The 18,229-nt window shown below is 29.1% G+C and carries 19 protein-coding genes and 1 pseudogene; all 20 read left to right on the plus strand.

Features of this window, described 5'->3' with window-relative positions; translation table 11 throughout:
* The first annotated feature begins 124 nt into the window (after positions 1-124).
* A complete protein-coding gene (locus tag R3342_RS04850; protein ID WP_318938552.1) occupies positions 125-817 on the plus strand; it encodes a hypothetical protein in 693 nt (230 codons plus the stop codon).
* Between the two features lie 91 nt (positions 818-908).
* Positions 909-1,535 carry a DUF3347 domain-containing protein gene (locus R3342_RS04855; RefSeq protein ID WP_318938553.1) on the plus strand — a complete coding sequence of 209 codons (627 nt, stop codon included), beginning with the start codon at positions 909-911 and terminating at the stop codon, positions 1,533-1,535.
* Positions 1,535-1,990, plus strand: a complete 456-nt coding sequence (locus R3342_RS04860) for a heme-binding domain-containing protein (RefSeq protein ID WP_318938555.1) — start codon at positions 1,535-1,537, stop codon at positions 1,988-1,990. Before R3342_RS04855 ends, R3342_RS04860 begins: the two co-directional genes overlap by 1 nt.
* A gap of 150 nt (positions 1,991-2,140) precedes the next feature.
* On the plus strand, positions 2,141-3,535 hold the full coding sequence (locus tag R3342_RS04865) for a LuxR C-terminal-related transcriptional regulator (protein WP_318938557.1): 1,395 nt from the start codon (positions 2,141-2,143) through the stop codon (positions 3,533-3,535).
* Positions 3,536-3,753: 218 nt separating this feature from the next.
* A complete protein-coding gene (locus R3342_RS04870) occupies positions 3,754-4,137 on the plus strand; it encodes a cytochrome c (protein WP_318938559.1) in 384 nt (127 codons plus the stop codon).
* A gap of 4 nt (positions 4,138-4,141) precedes the next feature.
* Positions 4,142-5,302, plus strand: coding sequence for a hypothetical protein (locus tag R3342_RS04875; protein ID WP_318938560.1), 1,161 nt, complete (start codon positions 4,142-4,144; stop codon positions 5,300-5,302).
* Positions 5,303-5,322: 20 nt separating this feature from the next.
* Entirely contained in the window at positions 5,323-5,601 is a 279-nt protein-coding gene (locus R3342_RS04880; protein ID WP_318938561.1) for a cytochrome c, read from the plus strand.
* A 170-nt stretch (positions 5,602-5,771) separates the two neighbouring features.
* A complete protein-coding gene (locus R3342_RS04885; protein WP_318938563.1) occupies positions 5,772-6,200 on the plus strand; it encodes an HYC_CC_PP family protein in 429 nt (142 codons plus the stop codon).
* 116 nt (positions 6,201-6,316) lie between these two features.
* On the plus strand, positions 6,317-7,225 hold the full coding sequence (locus R3342_RS04890) for a DUF4382 domain-containing protein (RefSeq protein WP_318938564.1): 909 nt from the start codon (positions 6,317-6,319) through the stop codon (positions 7,223-7,225).
* A gap of 365 nt (positions 7,226-7,590) precedes the next feature.
* Positions 7,591-7,791 (plus strand): SHOCT domain-containing protein, encoded by a 201-nt coding sequence (locus R3342_RS04895; protein ID WP_318938566.1) that lies wholly within the window; start codon positions 7,591-7,593, stop codon positions 7,789-7,791.
* Between the two features lie 33 nt (positions 7,792-7,824).
* Entirely contained in the window at positions 7,825-8,160 is a 336-nt protein-coding gene (locus R3342_RS04900; RefSeq protein ID WP_318938871.1) for a DsrE/DsrF/TusD sulfur relay family protein, read from the plus strand.
* 140 nt (positions 8,161-8,300) lie between these two features.
* The gene (locus tag R3342_RS04905; RefSeq protein ID WP_318938569.1) at positions 8,301-9,497 is read left to right on the plus strand and encodes an MFS transporter; all 1,197 of its coding nucleotides are present in this window, start codon (positions 8,301-8,303) and stop codon (positions 9,495-9,497) included.
* Positions 9,498-9,507: 10 nt separating this feature from the next.
* A complete protein-coding gene (locus R3342_RS04910; RefSeq protein ID WP_318938571.1) occupies positions 9,508-9,810 on the plus strand; it encodes a rhodanese-like domain-containing protein in 303 nt (100 codons plus the stop codon).
* Between the two features lie 91 nt (positions 9,811-9,901).
* Entirely contained in the window at positions 9,902-10,123 is a 222-nt protein-coding gene (locus R3342_RS04915) for a GDCCVxC domain-containing (seleno)protein (protein ID WP_318938572.1), read from the plus strand.
* Between the two features lie 409 nt (positions 10,124-10,532).
* Positions 10,533-13,906, plus strand: a pseudogene (locus R3342_RS04925) (Eco57I restriction-modification methylase domain-containing protein).
* 317 nt (positions 13,907-14,223) lie between these two features.
* Positions 14,224-14,628 (plus strand): hypothetical protein, encoded by a 405-nt coding sequence (locus tag R3342_RS04930; RefSeq protein ID WP_318938578.1) that lies wholly within the window; start codon positions 14,224-14,226, stop codon positions 14,626-14,628.
* Positions 14,594-15,067 (plus strand): helix-turn-helix transcriptional regulator, encoded by a 474-nt coding sequence (locus R3342_RS04935; RefSeq protein ID WP_318938579.1) that lies wholly within the window; start codon positions 14,594-14,596, stop codon positions 15,065-15,067. The genes R3342_RS04930 and R3342_RS04935 overlap by 35 nt, the downstream gene beginning before the upstream one ends.
* A gap of 10 nt (positions 15,068-15,077) precedes the next feature.
* The gene (locus R3342_RS04940) at positions 15,078-15,539 is read left to right on the plus strand and encodes a hypothetical protein (RefSeq protein ID WP_318938580.1); all 462 of its coding nucleotides are present in this window, start codon (positions 15,078-15,080) and stop codon (positions 15,537-15,539) included.
* 298 nt (positions 15,540-15,837) lie between these two features.
* Positions 15,838-16,839, plus strand: a complete 1,002-nt coding sequence (gene rhuM, locus R3342_RS04945) for a RhuM family protein (RefSeq protein WP_318938582.1) — start codon at positions 15,838-15,840, stop codon at positions 16,837-16,839.
* Between the two features lie 252 nt (positions 16,840-17,091).
* The gene (locus R3342_RS04950) at positions 17,092-18,201 is read left to right on the plus strand and encodes a porin (protein ID WP_318938583.1); all 1,110 of its coding nucleotides are present in this window, start codon (positions 17,092-17,094) and stop codon (positions 18,199-18,201) included.
* The last annotated feature ends 28 nt before the right edge of the window (positions 18,202-18,229 follow it).

Here is an 18,229-nt window from a genome sequence, read left to right on the forward strand (position 1 = left end):
TCCACTAATTTTAAGTCCTTGTAAAATAGAAATATAGAATCAACGGATATACAACTCAAAGGAATCAGTATTGAAAAGGAAGTTTAAAATTAATTAGTAAATAATTTCAGATAGTGAATTCTGTATGAAAAATAAAATAGATAATAATTTTTTCGTCTTTATTTTAATTTGGTTATTAATACCAACACAAAACCTATTGGCACAAAGCAATAACGGTATGTTAATGTTTCAAATAGAAGGTAAACAATTTAAAAAAATTAATTATAACAAAAAAGGTTTTATTATAGATTCTCAACTTTTAAATATTGGGAAAATAAAAAAAGATATTAAAGGTTATTCTCTAAAAATTAATACTAAAAATTATAATAAAAAAGGAGGCTTAAAGTCTGAAAAATCTTTTAATTATCTATGTGATAAATCTCAAAATGGATCTGTTTTTATGAGTGTATTTCCATTAGTAAATACGGAATCCAAGGATATTAATATTACTATTTTAAGCAATAATTTTTTATATCCATCTTCGTTTGAAAACATTGATAAGATTGATGATTTTTCGCTTAAGATAAACTATAAAACCAAATTTTTAGGTGTAAATACCAAGACTTTTATAAAATTCACAAATAGAAAAATTAAAAAAATAACCAATGAAAATTACAATTTAACAGGTAATATTAAAATTAAAACCTTTGTTGGAAGTATAAATGTTTTGAACTTAAATTACACCTTAAACGAAATTATATCTATTAAAAATGGGATTATTTCTCAAAAATATACTAAAAAAGATGGTTCCTATTTTACAATTGAACTTAATAATTAAATAATTTTAAAAAAAAGTTTGTTTCAAATTTAATACTTTATAAATCGGAATACTTTATTTAAATAAATATTAATAACTAAAAACTAAAAAAATGAAAAAAACAATGTATGTAGTTGCAATTTCAATGCTGTTTTTGACAGCTTGTAAAAATGAAAAAAAACAAACCAATGCTGAAATGCAGCCTGGAATGGAAATGCAAAACAACGCAAAGCCAATAAATAATGGGATGAAAACTAATTCTATGATGCAAAAAAACAAAAGAAATAATGAATATGTGGTTACTCAAAAAAATAAAACGACCACACCAATTATTGAAGCCTATTTAGATTTAAAAAATGGTTTAGCTGATGACAGTAATGGTAAAGCCACAAAAAGTGCAGAAAAACTTCTTAAAGCATTCGCTAATTTTGATAGATCTAAACTTTCTGAAGAACAGAAAAAGAAGTACATAGATATAGAAGATGATGCAAAAGAAAATGCAGAGCACATATCAAAAAATCCTATTGAACATCAACGCGAACATTTTGAAAGTTTAAGCGTCGATATTAATGATTTGGTTATTTTACTAGGTACAAGTAAAACGTTATACCAATATTTTTGTCCGATGGTAGGAGATGGCAAAGGAGCAATTTGGCTAAGTGAAACCAAAGAAACTAGCAATCCGTATTTAGGCAGGAAAACACCAACTTGTGGCACCATTCAAAAACAAATAAATTAATGTCTAAATTCAAAAAAATACTAATTTTTATAATAATTGTGTTAGTGGGTATTCAATTCATACCCACTAAACGCAATGAAAGTATGGTTATTTTAAAAACCGATTTTACAAAAATATATGTGGTACCTGAAAATATTCAAATTATACTAAAAAATTCTTGCTTTGACTGCCACAGTAATAACACCAATTATCCTTGGTACAATAAAATTCAACCCATTAATTGGATGATGGAAAGCCATATTAATAACGGTAAAAAGGAATTAAATTTCAGTGAATTTGGAAGCTATTCAAAACGTAAACAAAAAAGTAAATTAAAGGCAATTATCAACCAAATTAAAGATGATGAAATGCCACTTTCATCTTATACTTTAATTCATAGAGATGCTAGACTATCTGTTAAAGAAAAAAAAATAATTAAAAATTGGATGGGACAATTAATGAATAATATAGAATAACATTAGTAAAATTAATAATTGTTTAAGCGAACACGTTAAAAAAACATACACAAATCTCGGTTTAGTAATAGTCAATGCTAAAACAGAATAATTAAGATCTCCATTGAGTGATTTAAAAGCCACAATATTTATTAAAAAAATATTAAAACAATGAAAATTAATTTTAGTTTCTTTAGACCTAAAATATCTATCTTTCAAAAGTTGTTGATTGGAATTTCTGTTATGTTATTTTTAAATCTGATTATAGCTTATGTTGGAATAGTAAGTGTAAATAAGCTTGAAAGCACATCTGAAATTATATTAAAGGAATCTAATAAATACAATAATCTTCATAGCTTAAAATTAAATTTTACGGAGCTTTTGATGCCTGCAAATGATTATCTAATCCATGGTAATAAAGTGGAAATTTTAAATTTTAAAAAATTAGATGCTATAACTAAGCAGCAATTAGAAGAGTGCAAAGCGGTTGAAAACAATCATTTTAATGAACACTTTTTAGAAGAAATAGAAAATATATTTCATGAAGTTGAGGGGCTGAGTAATAAAATATTTGAGTTAAAAACCCCTGTTGGTAATACTCAAGGAGCTATTATGATGGAAGTTATGGATAGTAATGTTGCAACTATTGAAAAAAAAATAGACATATTATTGTCATCTTCATCAACGTTAATGAATAGAGAACTAAACTCAAATCAAGTAACAAATACAAGGACTCCTAGAATTATTATTATTGTGGTGTTAATTATAATTATAGCATCAGTAATAGTAGGATTTTATTATGCTAAAGAAATAACAAAACCATTAGAAAATTTAGCTAAGACAGCCAAAAATATTACGCAAGGGAATTCTGATTTAAAAGTAGAAGTTAATCAAGGAACCCATGACGAAATTTATAATTTTGTTAATTTATTTAATAATATGATTAAAGTTTTGTCAGAAACTACAGTTTCAAAAGATTATCTTAATAGCATACTTGCTAAAATTATGGAGTCAGTAATAATTACAAATGTTGATGGAAGAATATTAATAGTAAATAAGGCTACAATAGACCTATTAGAATATAAAGAAGAAGAACTTATTGGAGAATCTATTGAGAAGATATTACTTAGTGAAAGAAAAAAAGAAAGTATAACTTTAACAGAAGAAACAGTTCAAAATATATATAATAAATATTATTCTAAATCAAAAATAGCGATTCCAGTATCTTTCTCTAAAACTTTTATTTATGACACGAATAATAAAAAAACTGGGATTTTGTATTTAGCTTTTCATCAATCGGAAAATGGTAAGAAAAAACTTAAATTAACTAAAGAAACTTCGGATAATAAAAGAAATATAAAATTGACAGAAAAAATTCCACTAACTAATAGAGAGTTAGAAGTAATTAAATTAATACTTGAAGATAATAGTAGTCAACAAATAGCTGAAAAACTTTTCATTAGCATAAGAACAGTTGAGACACACAGAAAACATATCATGGAGAAACTTCACACAAAAAGTATTATTGGCTTGGTACATTATGCAATTCAAAATGGACTAATTTGATTATCCTTTCCTTTCACTCTTTATATTAATAGTTCTTTATAACGCCTTTTAAATTAAACTCTTAATTAAAACGTTATAAGGGTTAGTAGGTATATTTTTAGAATTGTATTTTATAAGGATTATAGGGTATTTATAAATACTGAATATTGATGAAATTTGTAATAAATTCTTAGAATAATTAAAAACAAATCATTAATAATCCTATTTAAATAAAATTTATGAAAGTATCACTTACATTATTATTACTTATTTCTGCAACGTTTACGGTTAATGCCCAAAGTAAATGGGTGGCTCCAAGTGCTGCAAAAACGATCAAAAGCCCTTTAAAAATGAATGCTAACGATGCTAAAGCAGGGAAAGCATTATTCACACAAATGTGTGTTATTTGTCATGGTATAAAAGGGAAAGGTGATGGTATGGCAGGAGCAGCCCTTAATCCAAAACCAGCAAATTTTACATTAAGTTCAGTGCAATCACAAACAAATGGAGAATTATTTTGGAAAATGACCAATGGAAATCCACCAATGGCAGCTTACAAGGATATTTTAACGGAAACACAACGTTGGCAATTGGTTGCTTACATTAGAACCTTTAAAAAATAATAAAATGAAAAAAATACTAATAATATGCATATTAAGTTTGATGGTATTCAATTTACAAGCACAGCAAAACGACTTTAAATCAAGTAATAATCAATTTATGATTCGTGGTTTTGGTGATGTGGGTTTTAATTCTTTTAATTTAAATGGTGATAAAAGTTCATCTTTTAATGCCGGTGGATTTTCTCCAATTTTTCTTTTTAAGCAATCAGACAGACTTATGTTTGAATCTGAATTGGAAATGGATATGTCAACCGGAAGTTTAGATATTGGCTTAGAATATGCCGATATAATGTATGTTTTAAATGATTATGTAACGGTTAGAGCGGGAAAATTTTTGGTGCCATTTGGTACGTTTATGGAACGCTTGCACCCAAGCTGGGTAAACCGAATGCCTACTAAACCGCTTGGCTTTGGCCACGATGGCATTGCACCAATGTCTGGTGTTGGAGTAGAATTAAGAGGAGCTTTTAGAATTGGTTCAGGTACAATGAACTATTCCGTTTATACAACAAACGGTCCTACTTTAAAAACTCCAAATGGTGAGGAGCCAATGGAAAGTGGTATGCTAATGTTTGATAATTTGAAAGACAATAATAATAATAGAGCTTTTGGTACCAGAATCGGACTTTTACCATTTTCCGATTCATCAACTGAAATAGGATTTTCTTATTATGCAGCTGGGAATGTTGGTACCAAAGAAACTGCTTACGAAAACATAGGTGCAAAACTATTTGCATTTGATTTTTCTTTTGTAAAGCAACTTCCAGAAATTGGAGGTATTGTTGATATCAAATCTCAATACGCTAAATCAACTATTGACAATATTACGTATACAGTAGAAGAAGAACCTGGAGTATTTGAAGATCTTAATTTTAATAATGTGAGCTCTTCTTATTATGGACAATTATCGTATAGACCTACTATGTCTGGCAATAGTTTTATAAAAAACCTTGAGTTTGTTGGTAGATATTCAAAACTTGAAACTCCAGTGGGTTCTGGTTTTGCAACGAATAAAAAAGAATTTTCCTTTGGATTAAATTATTGGTTAAGTTGGCATTCATTAATTAAATTGAATTATCAAAATATAACCGGTGAAGGAGGCCATGATGTTGTGGGTAAAATTAATGAAAAAGCATTGTTCTTAAACTGGGCAATCGGATTTTAACTAATTAAAAAACATATAAAATGAAAACTTTAAAAATAATAGGTTTTGCAGCCGTTGTTATAAGCATAATAGCTGCATTTACATTGCAATCTTGTTCTTCTGAAAAAGTTGCAGCGTATAAAAATAAATCAGGAGCACAGTTATGGGGTGAAAACTGCATAAGATGCCATAATATACCTTCTCCGGCAAGTTTTAATGATACAGATTGGAGTACCATTCAATTACATATGCGGGTTAGAGCTAATTTATCAAAAGAACAATCTGATAAAATATTTGAATTTCTAAAATCAGCAAATTAAAAGTAGTTTTTTTAAATAGAATTACTTATAAAGGCAGGGGGTAAATCCCTGCTTTTATATAAATGTTATTATAGTTATTAAGTAACTTATGTTACACAAATTAATCTTCTTAATAAAAGATTTATTCGTATTTTTATACCATAAATAATGAAAGATTTCGTTATAATAATATGAGAAAATTTCTTACCAATATAGCAACTGTTCTGCTGGCATTTTTAGTGCTGTTTTCTTCATTTTCTTTTACGGTAGAAAAGCATTTATGCGGTGGTCAACTCTATTCTAAATCATTTTTTGGTCACGCTAAAGAATGCGGTATGGAAGTTATGAACAACAACGATTGTTCTTTCTCAACTCACAATAAATCTGTTTCCAAAAATTCGTGTTGTAAAACTGAATTTGATTTTATTAGCGGTTCGCAATTTAAAAAAGAAGTTTCAACTTCTATTGCTTCTAAACAACAGTTCATATATTCTTCTTTTATTGATTTAAACGCTGGACTTTTCTTAAACAAGGAATTTGAAATTCCTTTTTATAAAAATTATTTTCCGCCTCCTATTTCAAAAAATCTAACCATTCTTTATAGGGTTTTTCGTATTTGATTTGTTTTAATTATATACTGTTTGCTATGATTTTTTTCATAGTATAAATTAATTATTAATAGCATAAGTTATTAATAAATCATACATAATTTAAAATAATTAAATACAAATAAAAAATGAAAACAATAAAATATTTATTCATTGCCTTTTTGGCAATAGCAACAATTAGTTGTTCAAAAGATAATTCAGTAGGTCCAACAGGAACTCTTTCATTAAAATTAACTGATGCGCCAATGCATTATAATCAGTTTACAAATGCCAGTGTAACCATTGATAAAATTGAAATGGGTAACAGTGCAAGTGCAAACTCATTTGTAATGGTTACAAATACGGCTATGACTTATAATATGTTAGATTTGGTTAATGGTATTACAAAAACGTTAGCGAGTACCGAAATACCTGTTGGAAATTACAATATGATTAGATTGTTTATTTCTGATACGCAAATGACCTTGAAAGATGGTACAACCTTTAACTATAATATGAGTCAAAATGGTTTTTCAGGAAGCGGTATGGGAATGATGCAAAACGGAGTTGCCCTGAACAATGATAAAAAAAGTATCGATATTCAGTTAGATCAGATGCTTACTATTACTACAGGTAATATGAGTGACTATTTAATGGATATGAATGTGGCAGATTCCTTTAATTTAGAAGGTGTTTCATTTACTGGTACCGGAGCTGGAATGATGATGAGTATGTCTGGTTTTACCTTTACTCCTTCTATGAGAGTGGTAGATATGACCAATGCAGGAACAATAAACGGAACTATTCATGATGCAACTGGTAATTTACCAAATGCAACCGTAACTTTAATGCATAATAATACAGTTTACACCACTACGCATACTGATGCAAACGGTAATTATACATTTATCGGAATTCCTCAGGGAACATACACAATGTCAGCTGAATTAGATGGTTATACAATGAATCCAGTTGGTAACGATCAAAGTATGGGAGAAATGACTATGATGGCAAATGGTACATTAAGTGTTAATTTTATAATGATGCCGGTTAATTAAATTATCAAAAAAACCTCAGATTTGTTTAAGTGAAAAAAGTGGGATTGAAAGATCTCACTTTTTTATTTTACACAGGTACGCACAACATAAATGCTAAAACTTTATAAAATTGTTATAATTAGAGCTAATTATTGTTTGCGACATAATAATTTAATAGTAATTTTAAACAAAGTTCTGGCAATTATTGAAAATAATGATTCAATTGTAAAATCTTTTATAAATTGAACCGGTATAAAAATAGTATTAGCAATCCAATAACAAACCCTATTTTCAATGAATTATATACGCCATTAGATGGCATTGTTGGAAATTTGGTATTGAAAGTTGATTTTTAAAAATTAAATAATAACTAAATATATAAAACTATGACACACGGATATTACTGGGGAATGGGCTGGGGAATGTGGCTGATTCCAATTATTGTTATCGTACTGCTTGTTCTTTTTTTAAGGAATAATAATACAAGGCAACCGCATAATGAAACACCTTTAGATATTCTCAAAAAGAGATATGCAAAAGGAGAAATTACCAAAGAACAATTTGATGAAATGAAAAGAAATATTTAACAATTAAAAATTAAAATATCAATTTTAATTTTAATTAACGACGCTCCTTATGGAACAGAAAAAGCATATAATGCTTTACGACTAGCCAATCAACTTGCCAAAGAACACGAAACAGTAGAAGTTCGAATTTTTTTAATGGCAGATGAGGTGAATTGTGCTATTGCCAATCAAAATACACCAAATGGCTATTATAACATAGAAAGAATGTTTAAATATTCAATAAACAAAGGTGCTAAACTTAAAATTTGTGGCAGTTGTGCCGATGCGCGCGGCTTAAAAAATATGCAACTTATAGAAGGTGCTGAAATAAGTACTATGGCAGAATTTACAAATTGGGTGGTGGAAAGCGACAAAGTATTAACTTTTTAACATGGAATAAGTATACTCTAGAAGAAAGTCACAACCACTATTTAAAATTTATGCATATCCTATAACTTTATAAAAAACAAATAATAGCTAATATGAAAAATGTAAAACTGGGACTAAAAGAAAACTGGAAACAGTTTACATTGTTAGTAATCATTAATGGTTTTGTTGGAGGTATGGTGGGATTGGAACGTTCCATTCTTCCGCAAATAGCTGAACAGGATTTTACCATTGCTGCCAAAACCGCCATTCTTTCCTTTATCATAGTTTTTGGGATTGTAAAAGCCATTACTAATTATTACACAGGTGCATTAGCCAATAAATACGGTAGGAAAAATTTATTGGTTACAGGTTGGCTAATAGCTATTCCCATTCCTTTTATCTTAATGTATGCACCCAATTGGAACTGGATAATTGCAGCCAATGTGCTTTTAGGTATAAACCAAGGATTAACGTGGTCAAGCACGGTAGTAATGAAAATTGACCTTGTGGGAGAAAAACAAAGAGGCTTTGCAATGGGCTTGAATGAATTTTCTGGCTACCTTTCAGTTGCGATAATTGCTTTTTTAACAGGTTGGATTGCAGGTAAATATGGCATCAGACCCTACCCTTTTTACTTGGGATTTATTTTGGTATTTTTAGGGCTAATAGGAAGTGTTTTTTTTGTTAAAGATACAAAACACCATGTTGCCAAAGAAACAACAACCAGCACCATTCCAAAACTAAAAAATATTTTTTGGGATACCACATGGAAAGATAAAAACCTCGGTTCAGTAACTCAGGCTGGTTTAATCAACAATTTAAATGATGGAATGGTTTGGGGGATATTTCCGATACTGCTTGCCAATAAAAATTTCACCTTGGAACAAATAGGTATTGTAGCTGCTGTTTATCCTGGTGTTTGGGGAATTGGACAGCTTTTTACAGGTAAAATGGCAGACAAGTTTTGCAAAAAAGATATGCTCTTTACAGGAATGTTTTTACAAGCCATAGCATTGGTTTCGTTTGTTTGGGCAAATACAATGTTTCACTATGTAGCACTTTCGTCTATTTTGGGTTGGGGAACAGCAATGGTTTACCCTACTTTTTTAGCCACAGTTGCTGAAAATACACATCCTCAGGATAGAGCAAAAAGTATTGGAATATTTCGACTTTGGAGAGATTTAGGGTATGCTATTGGCGCTATTTTAACAGGAATAATAGCCGACTTAGTAAGTATCAATGCTTCAATTCTTTTTATTGGCATACTTACCCTATTATCTTCATTCATCATATATTTCAGAATGAAATGTAGTGAGAGCACTTCTGTTAAAATACTCAATTGGATTTTACGAAAATAACTACATAAAAATGAAAACAGAAAACAACTGCATTGAACTTAATACTTTAAAAAACAAACTTAAAAGTAAAAACGAAATTGTAATTATTGATGTAAGAAGCAATGAAGAATACAATGAAAAACACATACCCAATGCAATCAATATTCCTCTTGACAAACTAGAAAACGAAGCAAAAACTTTTGATAAGAATAAGTTTTATGTAACTGCTTGTGGCAAAGGTGGCAGCCGTTCAGCTGCAGGAGCAGAAAAATTAAGACAAATGAAGTTTAAAGCGCTATGGCTTGGTGGCGGAACATTTGGTTGGTTTTATTAAAATTTATAATTTGAACAGATGAAAATACATTGTTTTTTTATGTTTAGTTAGAAATACTTGTTATAAAGTAATAACCTGAAATAAAATATAAATGAAAATCATATTAAAATCAGAGATCACTTGTCCAAACTGTGGACACAAAAAAGTAGAAACAATGCCAACGGAAGCCTGTCAATTTTTTTATGAATGTGAAAACTGCGGTGTAATGCTAAAACCAAAAGAGGGCGATTGTTGTGTTTATTGCTCTTATGGTACGGTTCATTGTCCTTCGGTTCAGGAAAATAACGCTGATACAGATTCTTGTTGTAGTTAATTTAATAACACAACGTTTTATAAACAATTAATTTTTTTTGATAAAAATTACAGATTAAAATTGCAATAAGCCAAAACCAGAATTTGGATAAGTATTTTTTATGAAACAGCAATTCTATGATTGCAAAAGGAAAATTTAATATAAATTTTATAAGGTTTCAGGTTAATTAAACAAAAAAAATTAAAAGATGTTAAATCAAAAAAAAGTGAGGTCTATTGATTTCACTTTTTTATTTAAATAGCTACTAAACAAAACTACAGTAACAATATTTTAAAAATTCATTAAATAAATAGCAACAATTAACTACAAATTATTGTTTGTTAAATAATATTTTAATGGTATTTTTATGCAAAATAATTGCAGTTGTAGTTTAATACTTCAACATTAATCAAATTCATTCCGTTTTTTAATGGCATTATATCAAACTTCAGTTCTAAAAAACTACTTAAAATTACAAAATGCAGAGGTGGTTGCTAAATCCTTCAAAAAATATAAAAAGTATTTTTTTAATGTTGAAATTCAGGAAAATATAAAAAAATCTAAAGAAGAAGAATATCAAGGTATTTTTTTAACGGAATTATTTGTAAATATATTTGGGTACATACTAAACCCAATGCCTGATTTTAATTTGGTTGCTGAAAAGAAAAACCAAACAAATGCCCAAAAGCCGATGGCGCTATATTAAAAAACAAAGTGGTTATTGCGGTAATTGAATTAAAAGGTACCAATACAAAAGACCTTGAAAGCATTCGCAAACAAGCATTCGATTACAAAGCAAACCAAAAAGAGTGTGTGTATATTATAACTTCCAATTTCGAAAAATTGCGATTTTATATTAATGACGCAACCGAATTTGTTGAATTCAATTTGTTTAACCTTAACGAAGAAGAATTTGCTTTATGTTATTTATGCTTAAGTGCCGAAAATATTTTAAACAACCTTCCGCTTAAAATTAAAGAGGAATCAGTTGTTGAAGAAGAAAAAATTACCAAACAGTTTTATGCCGATTACTCCATTTTTAAAAGAGAATTATTTCGTGATTTAGTAAAACGAAATGCCAAAGAGTTAAAGTCTAAACAGTATGCCGTCCTTAATTCAGAATCTCCTGCTATTGAAAACAAATCACAAAAGGAATTGCTGCAACTTGAAAAAAATGTAAAACGAACCCTTTTTAAAAAATCACAAAAATTAATTGATCGGTTTCTATTTATATTTTTTGCCGAAGACCGCAATCTGTTACCGCCAAATTCAGTATTACAAATAGTACAAAAATGGAAAAATGACAAAGACTGGGGCGATGAAAAATCATTATACGGTCTATTTAAACAATATTTCCATTTTTTAGATACCGGCAGAAAGGAAACCAGTTCAAGAGCAGAAATATTTGCTTATAATGGCGGACTGTTTAAATCCGATACAATTTTAGATACTATTGAAATAGATGATGAATTGCTGTTTAAACACACCCAGAAACTTTCAGCCTATGATTTTGAAAGTCAGGTAGATGTTAACATTCTCGGGCATATTTTTGAAAACTCATTAAATGAAATTGAAAGTGTAAATGCTGAAATTGATGAGGGTGATTTTGATAAACAAAAAAGCAAACGTAAAAAGGATGGTATTTTTTACACACCAAAATACATAACAAAATACATTGTTGAAAATACAGTTGGCAAACTTTGTGCTGAAAAAAAGGAAGCCCTTGGTTTTAAGGAAGAAGAATACTACAAAAGCAGAAAAGGAAGACAACAAAACACCTTAGAGAACTTGCTTAAAATTCTCAATGATTATAGAGCCTGGTTATTACAGCTTACTATTTGCGATCCGGCTTGTGGTTCAGGTGCATTTTTAAATCAGGCACTCGATTTTTTAATAAGAGAACATCACTATTTAGATGAACTCAAAGCAAAATTATTGGGTGGCGGCTTGGTGTTAAGCGATATTGAAAAAACCATTTTGGAAAATAATATTTATGGGGTAGATTTAAACGAAGAATCTGTTGAAATTGCAAAACTATCCTTATGGTTACGAACCGCACAACCACGCCGTAAATTAAACGATTTAAGCAGCAATATTAAATGTGGCAACAGCTTAATTGACAGCAAAGCAGTAGCCGGTGATAAAGCCTTTAATTGGGAAACCGAGTTTCCACAAATATTTGGAACCTCATTGCCGGCTGTCAGTTCGAGCGCAGTCAAGAACAAAGCGAAGGAAGCTGACAACATCAACCTTGCGAGCAAAGCACAGCAATCTCATTCTCCAAAACAAGGCTTTGATGTGGTTATTGGGAATCCACCGTATGTTAGAGTACAAAACTTGAAATATTCAGAGATAGATTTTTACAAGGAGAATTATTCAGTTGCTCATAAAAGAGTGGACATAAGTTTAATGTTTTTTGAATTAGGTTTTAAAATAATTAAAGATAACGGTTTATTATCCTACATTACATCAATTCAATTTGTTAATGCTGAATACGGCAGAAAGGTAAGGGAGCTACTTTTAAATTATAGAATATTAGAATTTATAGATTTTAATGGTTTAGGAGTATTTGAAGAAGCAACAACCTATCCAGGTATCTTATTGCTTCAAAAAAGTAATTCAACTAAATTTAATTATTATAAAGTTAATAAATTAGGTTCAGAGAGCCTTTATAATAAGGATAATCCAAATAATTTACTTGTTTCAAAAAATAATATTGATATTAAAAAAATGAATGATAATGTATGGGTTTTTGAATCCACAGATTATCAGGCGGTTTTGGATAAACTTGAAACCAATTCAATCAAATTAAAGAGTTTTGCAAATCCTTGTACTGGTCTTACAAGTGGTATGGATAAAATATTTATACTTGATAAAGCAGCTATTGAAAAAGAAAATTTAGAACCTGAAATGTTATTACCTGTAGTTCGAGGTAGAAATATTTCAAGATTTTTTGTAAACCAAGACACAGACTATGTAATTTACCCTTATAAATTAAACTCTGGCGAAACAGAACTTATAGATGAAAATACTTTGTCAAATAAATTCCCAAAAACATATAATTATCTTTTAAGGCATAAGAACCAATTAAGTAAAAGAAAAGATTCGAGAAAATTATTATCAGAAACAGGAGATTGGTATAAGTTAATTAGAAAAGGTAAATTAGATTTATTTAAATCTTCAAAGATTTTAACACCAGGGATTAGTAAAGAAAATAGGTTTGCCATAGATCATAAAGGTTATACTTACTTATGCGGTGGTGCTGGAGTTTTTGGGCTATTACAAGAAAATTATGATAATTATTATTTAGTTGGTCTTTTAAATAGTAAAGTTGTTCAATTTTTTCTGCACTCGATTAGTACTAAAAAGCAAGGTGGATATTATTCTTATTTGAATAGTTTTCTTGAACAAATTCCAATTCCAAATTCTTTTAATGACAATATTAGGTTAGCTTCAATGCAGAATGAAAAATTTAGATTATTATTAAACACTCAGGTCATTAATTTTATAAAATATTTTACAGCTAGAAACTCATTTGAAATTATTTCAAATAAACTCGAAAACTGGCACGAATTAGATTTTAGTGAATTTTTGAAAGAATTAAGCAAAGCCATCAAAAAAGCAGGAGGTACGCAGCTTACCAAAAAAGAGGAGTTTGAGTGGTTAGAACTTTTTGAAGAAAACAAACAAAACGCACAATCCTTAAAAACTGAAATTCAAAAAACTGAACAGGAAATAGATCAGTTGGTTTACCAATTATATAATCTTACAGATGAAGAAATAGTAATAGTTGAAAACTCTTAATATTCACGAACACTTAAAAAAAGATGGTGTGTAATTTGCAATAATCGAAAACGCATAACAACACGTCAGTTCGAGTGTTTTTATGTAGTGAAACAAATAAAAATATATCGAGAACTATTTGTAACGTCATTGCGACCACAGGGAAGCAATCTTTTAATTAGATAACTAAAATAATAAAGTATTGAGAACCAATCAATAATTTAAAAAAAAAACAATGAAAAAGAACTTCTTAAACAGCTACAAATCAAATAGTATTAACAATTTTTTGTTAATAAGTTGCTAAAAACTTTGAAATAATTAACCAATAGCTTAATTTTGTGCAACGAAAAGCAATAATAATTAGAAAAAGTAGTGATGGCAAACGATGTGTTTGTGTAGATGTAGAAAATGCTGAAACCATTTTAGCCTATGCTAAACTACATCAAAAAAAATTCAACCATATTGTTGGCATTATACTAAATCAGTTAAGAGTACCCGATTTATACGATAAAGAAAACATCAATAAACAGGTAAAAAGTGTAACAGCTATGAAATTTTTTAAAGGTGGCTCTAATGATAGAATTTACTGTAAAGAATTTACCCAAAACGATAAAACGTTTACCGTGGTGGCTGTAGAATTATTCGAAAAAAAGAAAACGCAAAAAAACTCTCCAAAAATCACACATTTAATAAACAAAATTTCCAACTATGAGTACCAAATCATTGAAAGACATTCAAAATGAATTTGACAGTATTTTTAACTTTGAAAATAAAGAAGATAAATGGGAAGTAGATGCTAAATTATTAGCTTCCAGATTTTTGTCTATTATTCAAATAGAATTAGATAAAAATAATGGAAATAGAAAAGAATTGGCAGAAGCAATTGGCACTTCGGCAAGTTATATTACCCAGTTGTTTAGAGGCAATAAATTTCCTAATTTTTTAACGCTTGCCAAAATGAAAGATGCCTTAAATATTGAATTTAATATTGCGTTAGAAGGTGAAATTACTTCTCAGATTTCTGAAGATGAAATCAGCCAGTATTTAAATAAATTTTATCAATCTCGTAACGGCGATTATATTAAGGTAATAAAAAATAAACCGTTTACTTCAAAACCAAAAGCAGTTAATAAAACAACAGCTCCTTTTAATTTTAGTGGGGTAGATTACCAGTCAGCTTAAAAATACTAAAATGAAAATAACCAAATCTCCTTTAATTCAAACAGATTTTTTTGTATTAAACTGTAATTATAATTTCATTGAACCTAATGAAGATAGCACCAATATTACGGAAACATTTGGCAATTATAAAATCGACTTTGATTTTGCCCATAAATTTCAGGAAAACAACCAAATTTACATATTTGTAAAAGTTGAAATTAACAATATTAAAAATGCCTTGCCGGGTTATAAAATGTTTATTGAAGGCGTTTCTATTTTTGAATTGGATGTCACAAAAAAAATAAATCAAAAGCAAAAGGACAATTTAATTCATATTTCCGGTGTAAGCATTGCAATAAATAATTTACGTAGTTACATCGATAATTTAACAATGTACAACCCATTTGGTAAATACACACTTCCGGTTATTGATTTAGGTGCACTTTATAATGAAAAAAATAAAAAAGCTAAAAAAAAGGAAGTTAAAAAGTGATAGTTTATTGTTTTCATATTTCGTTTTACCTTACTGAATAAGTAGTTTAGCGCTTTATAATAAACAGTGCAAATAAGTAGCCTCATCTCCAGCAGTATTCCGTTTCATTTCATTTCACTACATACAGCTTCCAATTCCCTGCATAAGAACTTCCTTGCAGTCAGTACTTATCTTTGCCTTTGCCCTTTTTAAATCCGTTTCCAGTAGAATAACTTCAACAAAATAGAATATTCAGCAGGTAATAAAATTATTATGGTGTCCTAATTTTGTTTTACTAAATAAGTATATTTGTGATACTATGAAAGAACAAGAGCAAATAATTATATACCAAGCTGAAGATGGCCAAACTCAAATTGATGTTCAATTAGAAGAAGAGACCATTTGGTTATCTCAAAAGCAAATGGCGGTACTTTTCGATAAGGGTAGAACAACAATTATAGATCATATTCAGAATATTTTTACGGAAGGTGAGCTAATTGAAGAAGAGGTATGTCGGAATTTCCGACACACCACTCAACACGGTGCAATAAAAGGAAAAACACAAACAAGTAAAACTAAATATTACAACCTCGATGTCGTTATTTCTGTCGGATATAGAGTAAAATCTAAAAGGGGAACACAATTTAGAATTTGGGCGAATAAAATTTTAAAAGACTACTTAGTACAAGGTTATGCAATAAATGAAAAATTATTAAAAGAAAGTAATCAAAAATTGAACGAATTCAAAAAAATAGTTCAACTTCAGGAAAAAGTAATCTCAGAATATCAGTTAGAAACTAATGAAACTCAAGGTTTAATAAAAGTTATAGCCAATTACAGTAAAGCATTAGATTTATTAGATGATTATGATCACCAAAGGTTAACAATTCCTAAAAAAGAATATGTTGAAGCCGTAAAAATTAACTATAAAGAAGCCAGAAATGCTATTGATGAGCTTGGAAAGCAAACCAAATTTGAAGGCTTATTTGGAAAAGAAAAGGACGATTCTTTTAAGGGGTCTTTAGAAAATATTTACCAAACCTTTGATGGTGTTGAATTATACAAAACTATTGAAGAAAAAGCAGCACATCTACTTTATTTTGTAGTTAAAAATCATTCTTTTACAGATGGGAATAAACGGATTGCAGCATTTTTATTTGTGTGGTTTTTACAGAGAAATAATATTTTATATACTGCTAACAGTAATAAAATAGTATCTGATAGTACATTAGTAGCATTAACCTTAATGCTAGCTCAAAGCAATCCTACAGAAAAAGACTTAATGATTAAAGTAATTATGAATCTGCTCATAAATTCATAATACCAAAATCTCCAGCAGTATTTCATTTCATTGCATATAGCTTTCAATTCGCCATTGTAACAAGAAACGATAACATAAAATACAAATATCGGTTAGCTTGTAATGTTATTTTAAAAAAACGTGACCATTTGTTTGTGAAGAATATTATTTATAATAATTCTAAATAAAATCTATAAAATCATTGTATTATTTATGTAACGTTTGTTACATTTGCTCCTTATTTATAATGAATCTAAATAATAATATATAACAATGAAAAATATTATAATGTTACTGGTAACAACTTTAATTACACTATCCAGTTATTCACAACAAAAAGAAACATCTTCCAATTTAACAAATAAATTTACCTTAGGTGGTTACGGACAAATCGATTACAATGAGCCAAATGGCAACATTCCGGGCAATTTAGATGTGCATCGCGTTGTTTTATTTGTAGGTTATAAATTTACAGAAAAAGTAAGTTTTGTAAGTGAAATTGAATTTGAACATGTTAGGGAAGAAGCAGGTCTTGAACAAGCATATGTAAAATATCAGGTTGCTGATAATGTGAATGTGTTAGCAGGTTTAATGTTGATACCAATGGGTATAATTAATCAGGAACACGAACCAACAACTTTTTATGGTGTTGAACGCCCAAATGTTGATACATTCATTGTCCCATCTACTTGGAGAGAAATTGGATTAGGTGTTTCAGGTAATATTAACAGTGCTTCCATAAAATACCAAGTTTATTTATTTAATGGGTTTAAATCATATGCAAATGGCATTGGATTATTAAATAGTGGAGGTTTTCACGATGGGAAACAGGAGGGTATGGAAAGTATTATAAATACTCCTAATCTATCAATGAAAATGGACTATTATGGTGTTACTGGACTTCGTCTTGGTTTAGCAGGTTATTTTGGAAAAACACAGACGGATAATTCATTAATTAACGCATCTACAGTTGGTGTGGCTATGTTAGGATTAGATGCTCGATATACTTATAAAAAACTGGAATTAAGAGGACAATATATTCATACAAGTATCACAAATACAATTAACTACAATGCCTTAACAGGAAATGATTTAGGTTCTGCAATGAATGGTTTTTATTTAGAAGCAGCCTTTAACTTTCCAATAAATGAAACTCAAAAAATAACCCCGTTTATTCGATATGAAAAGTACAATACTCAAGCTAAAACGGCAGGAAATCTTGTTGCAGACAAAGCCAATGATAAAAATGAATTATTGGTTGGTTTAAATTATAAGGTTGCTGATGGAGTTGCTTTTAAAGTAGATTATCAGTTCATTAATAATGCAGTAACAGTCAGTGATACTCAAAAGCAATTTAACGCAGGTGTAGCTGTTTGGTTTTAATTAAAAAGCTGAATAATTACTTTATTCA

The organism is Lutibacter sp., assembly GCF_033723435.1.
Lineage (GTDB): Bacteria > Bacteroidota > Bacteroidia > Flavobacteriales > Flavobacteriaceae > Lutibacter.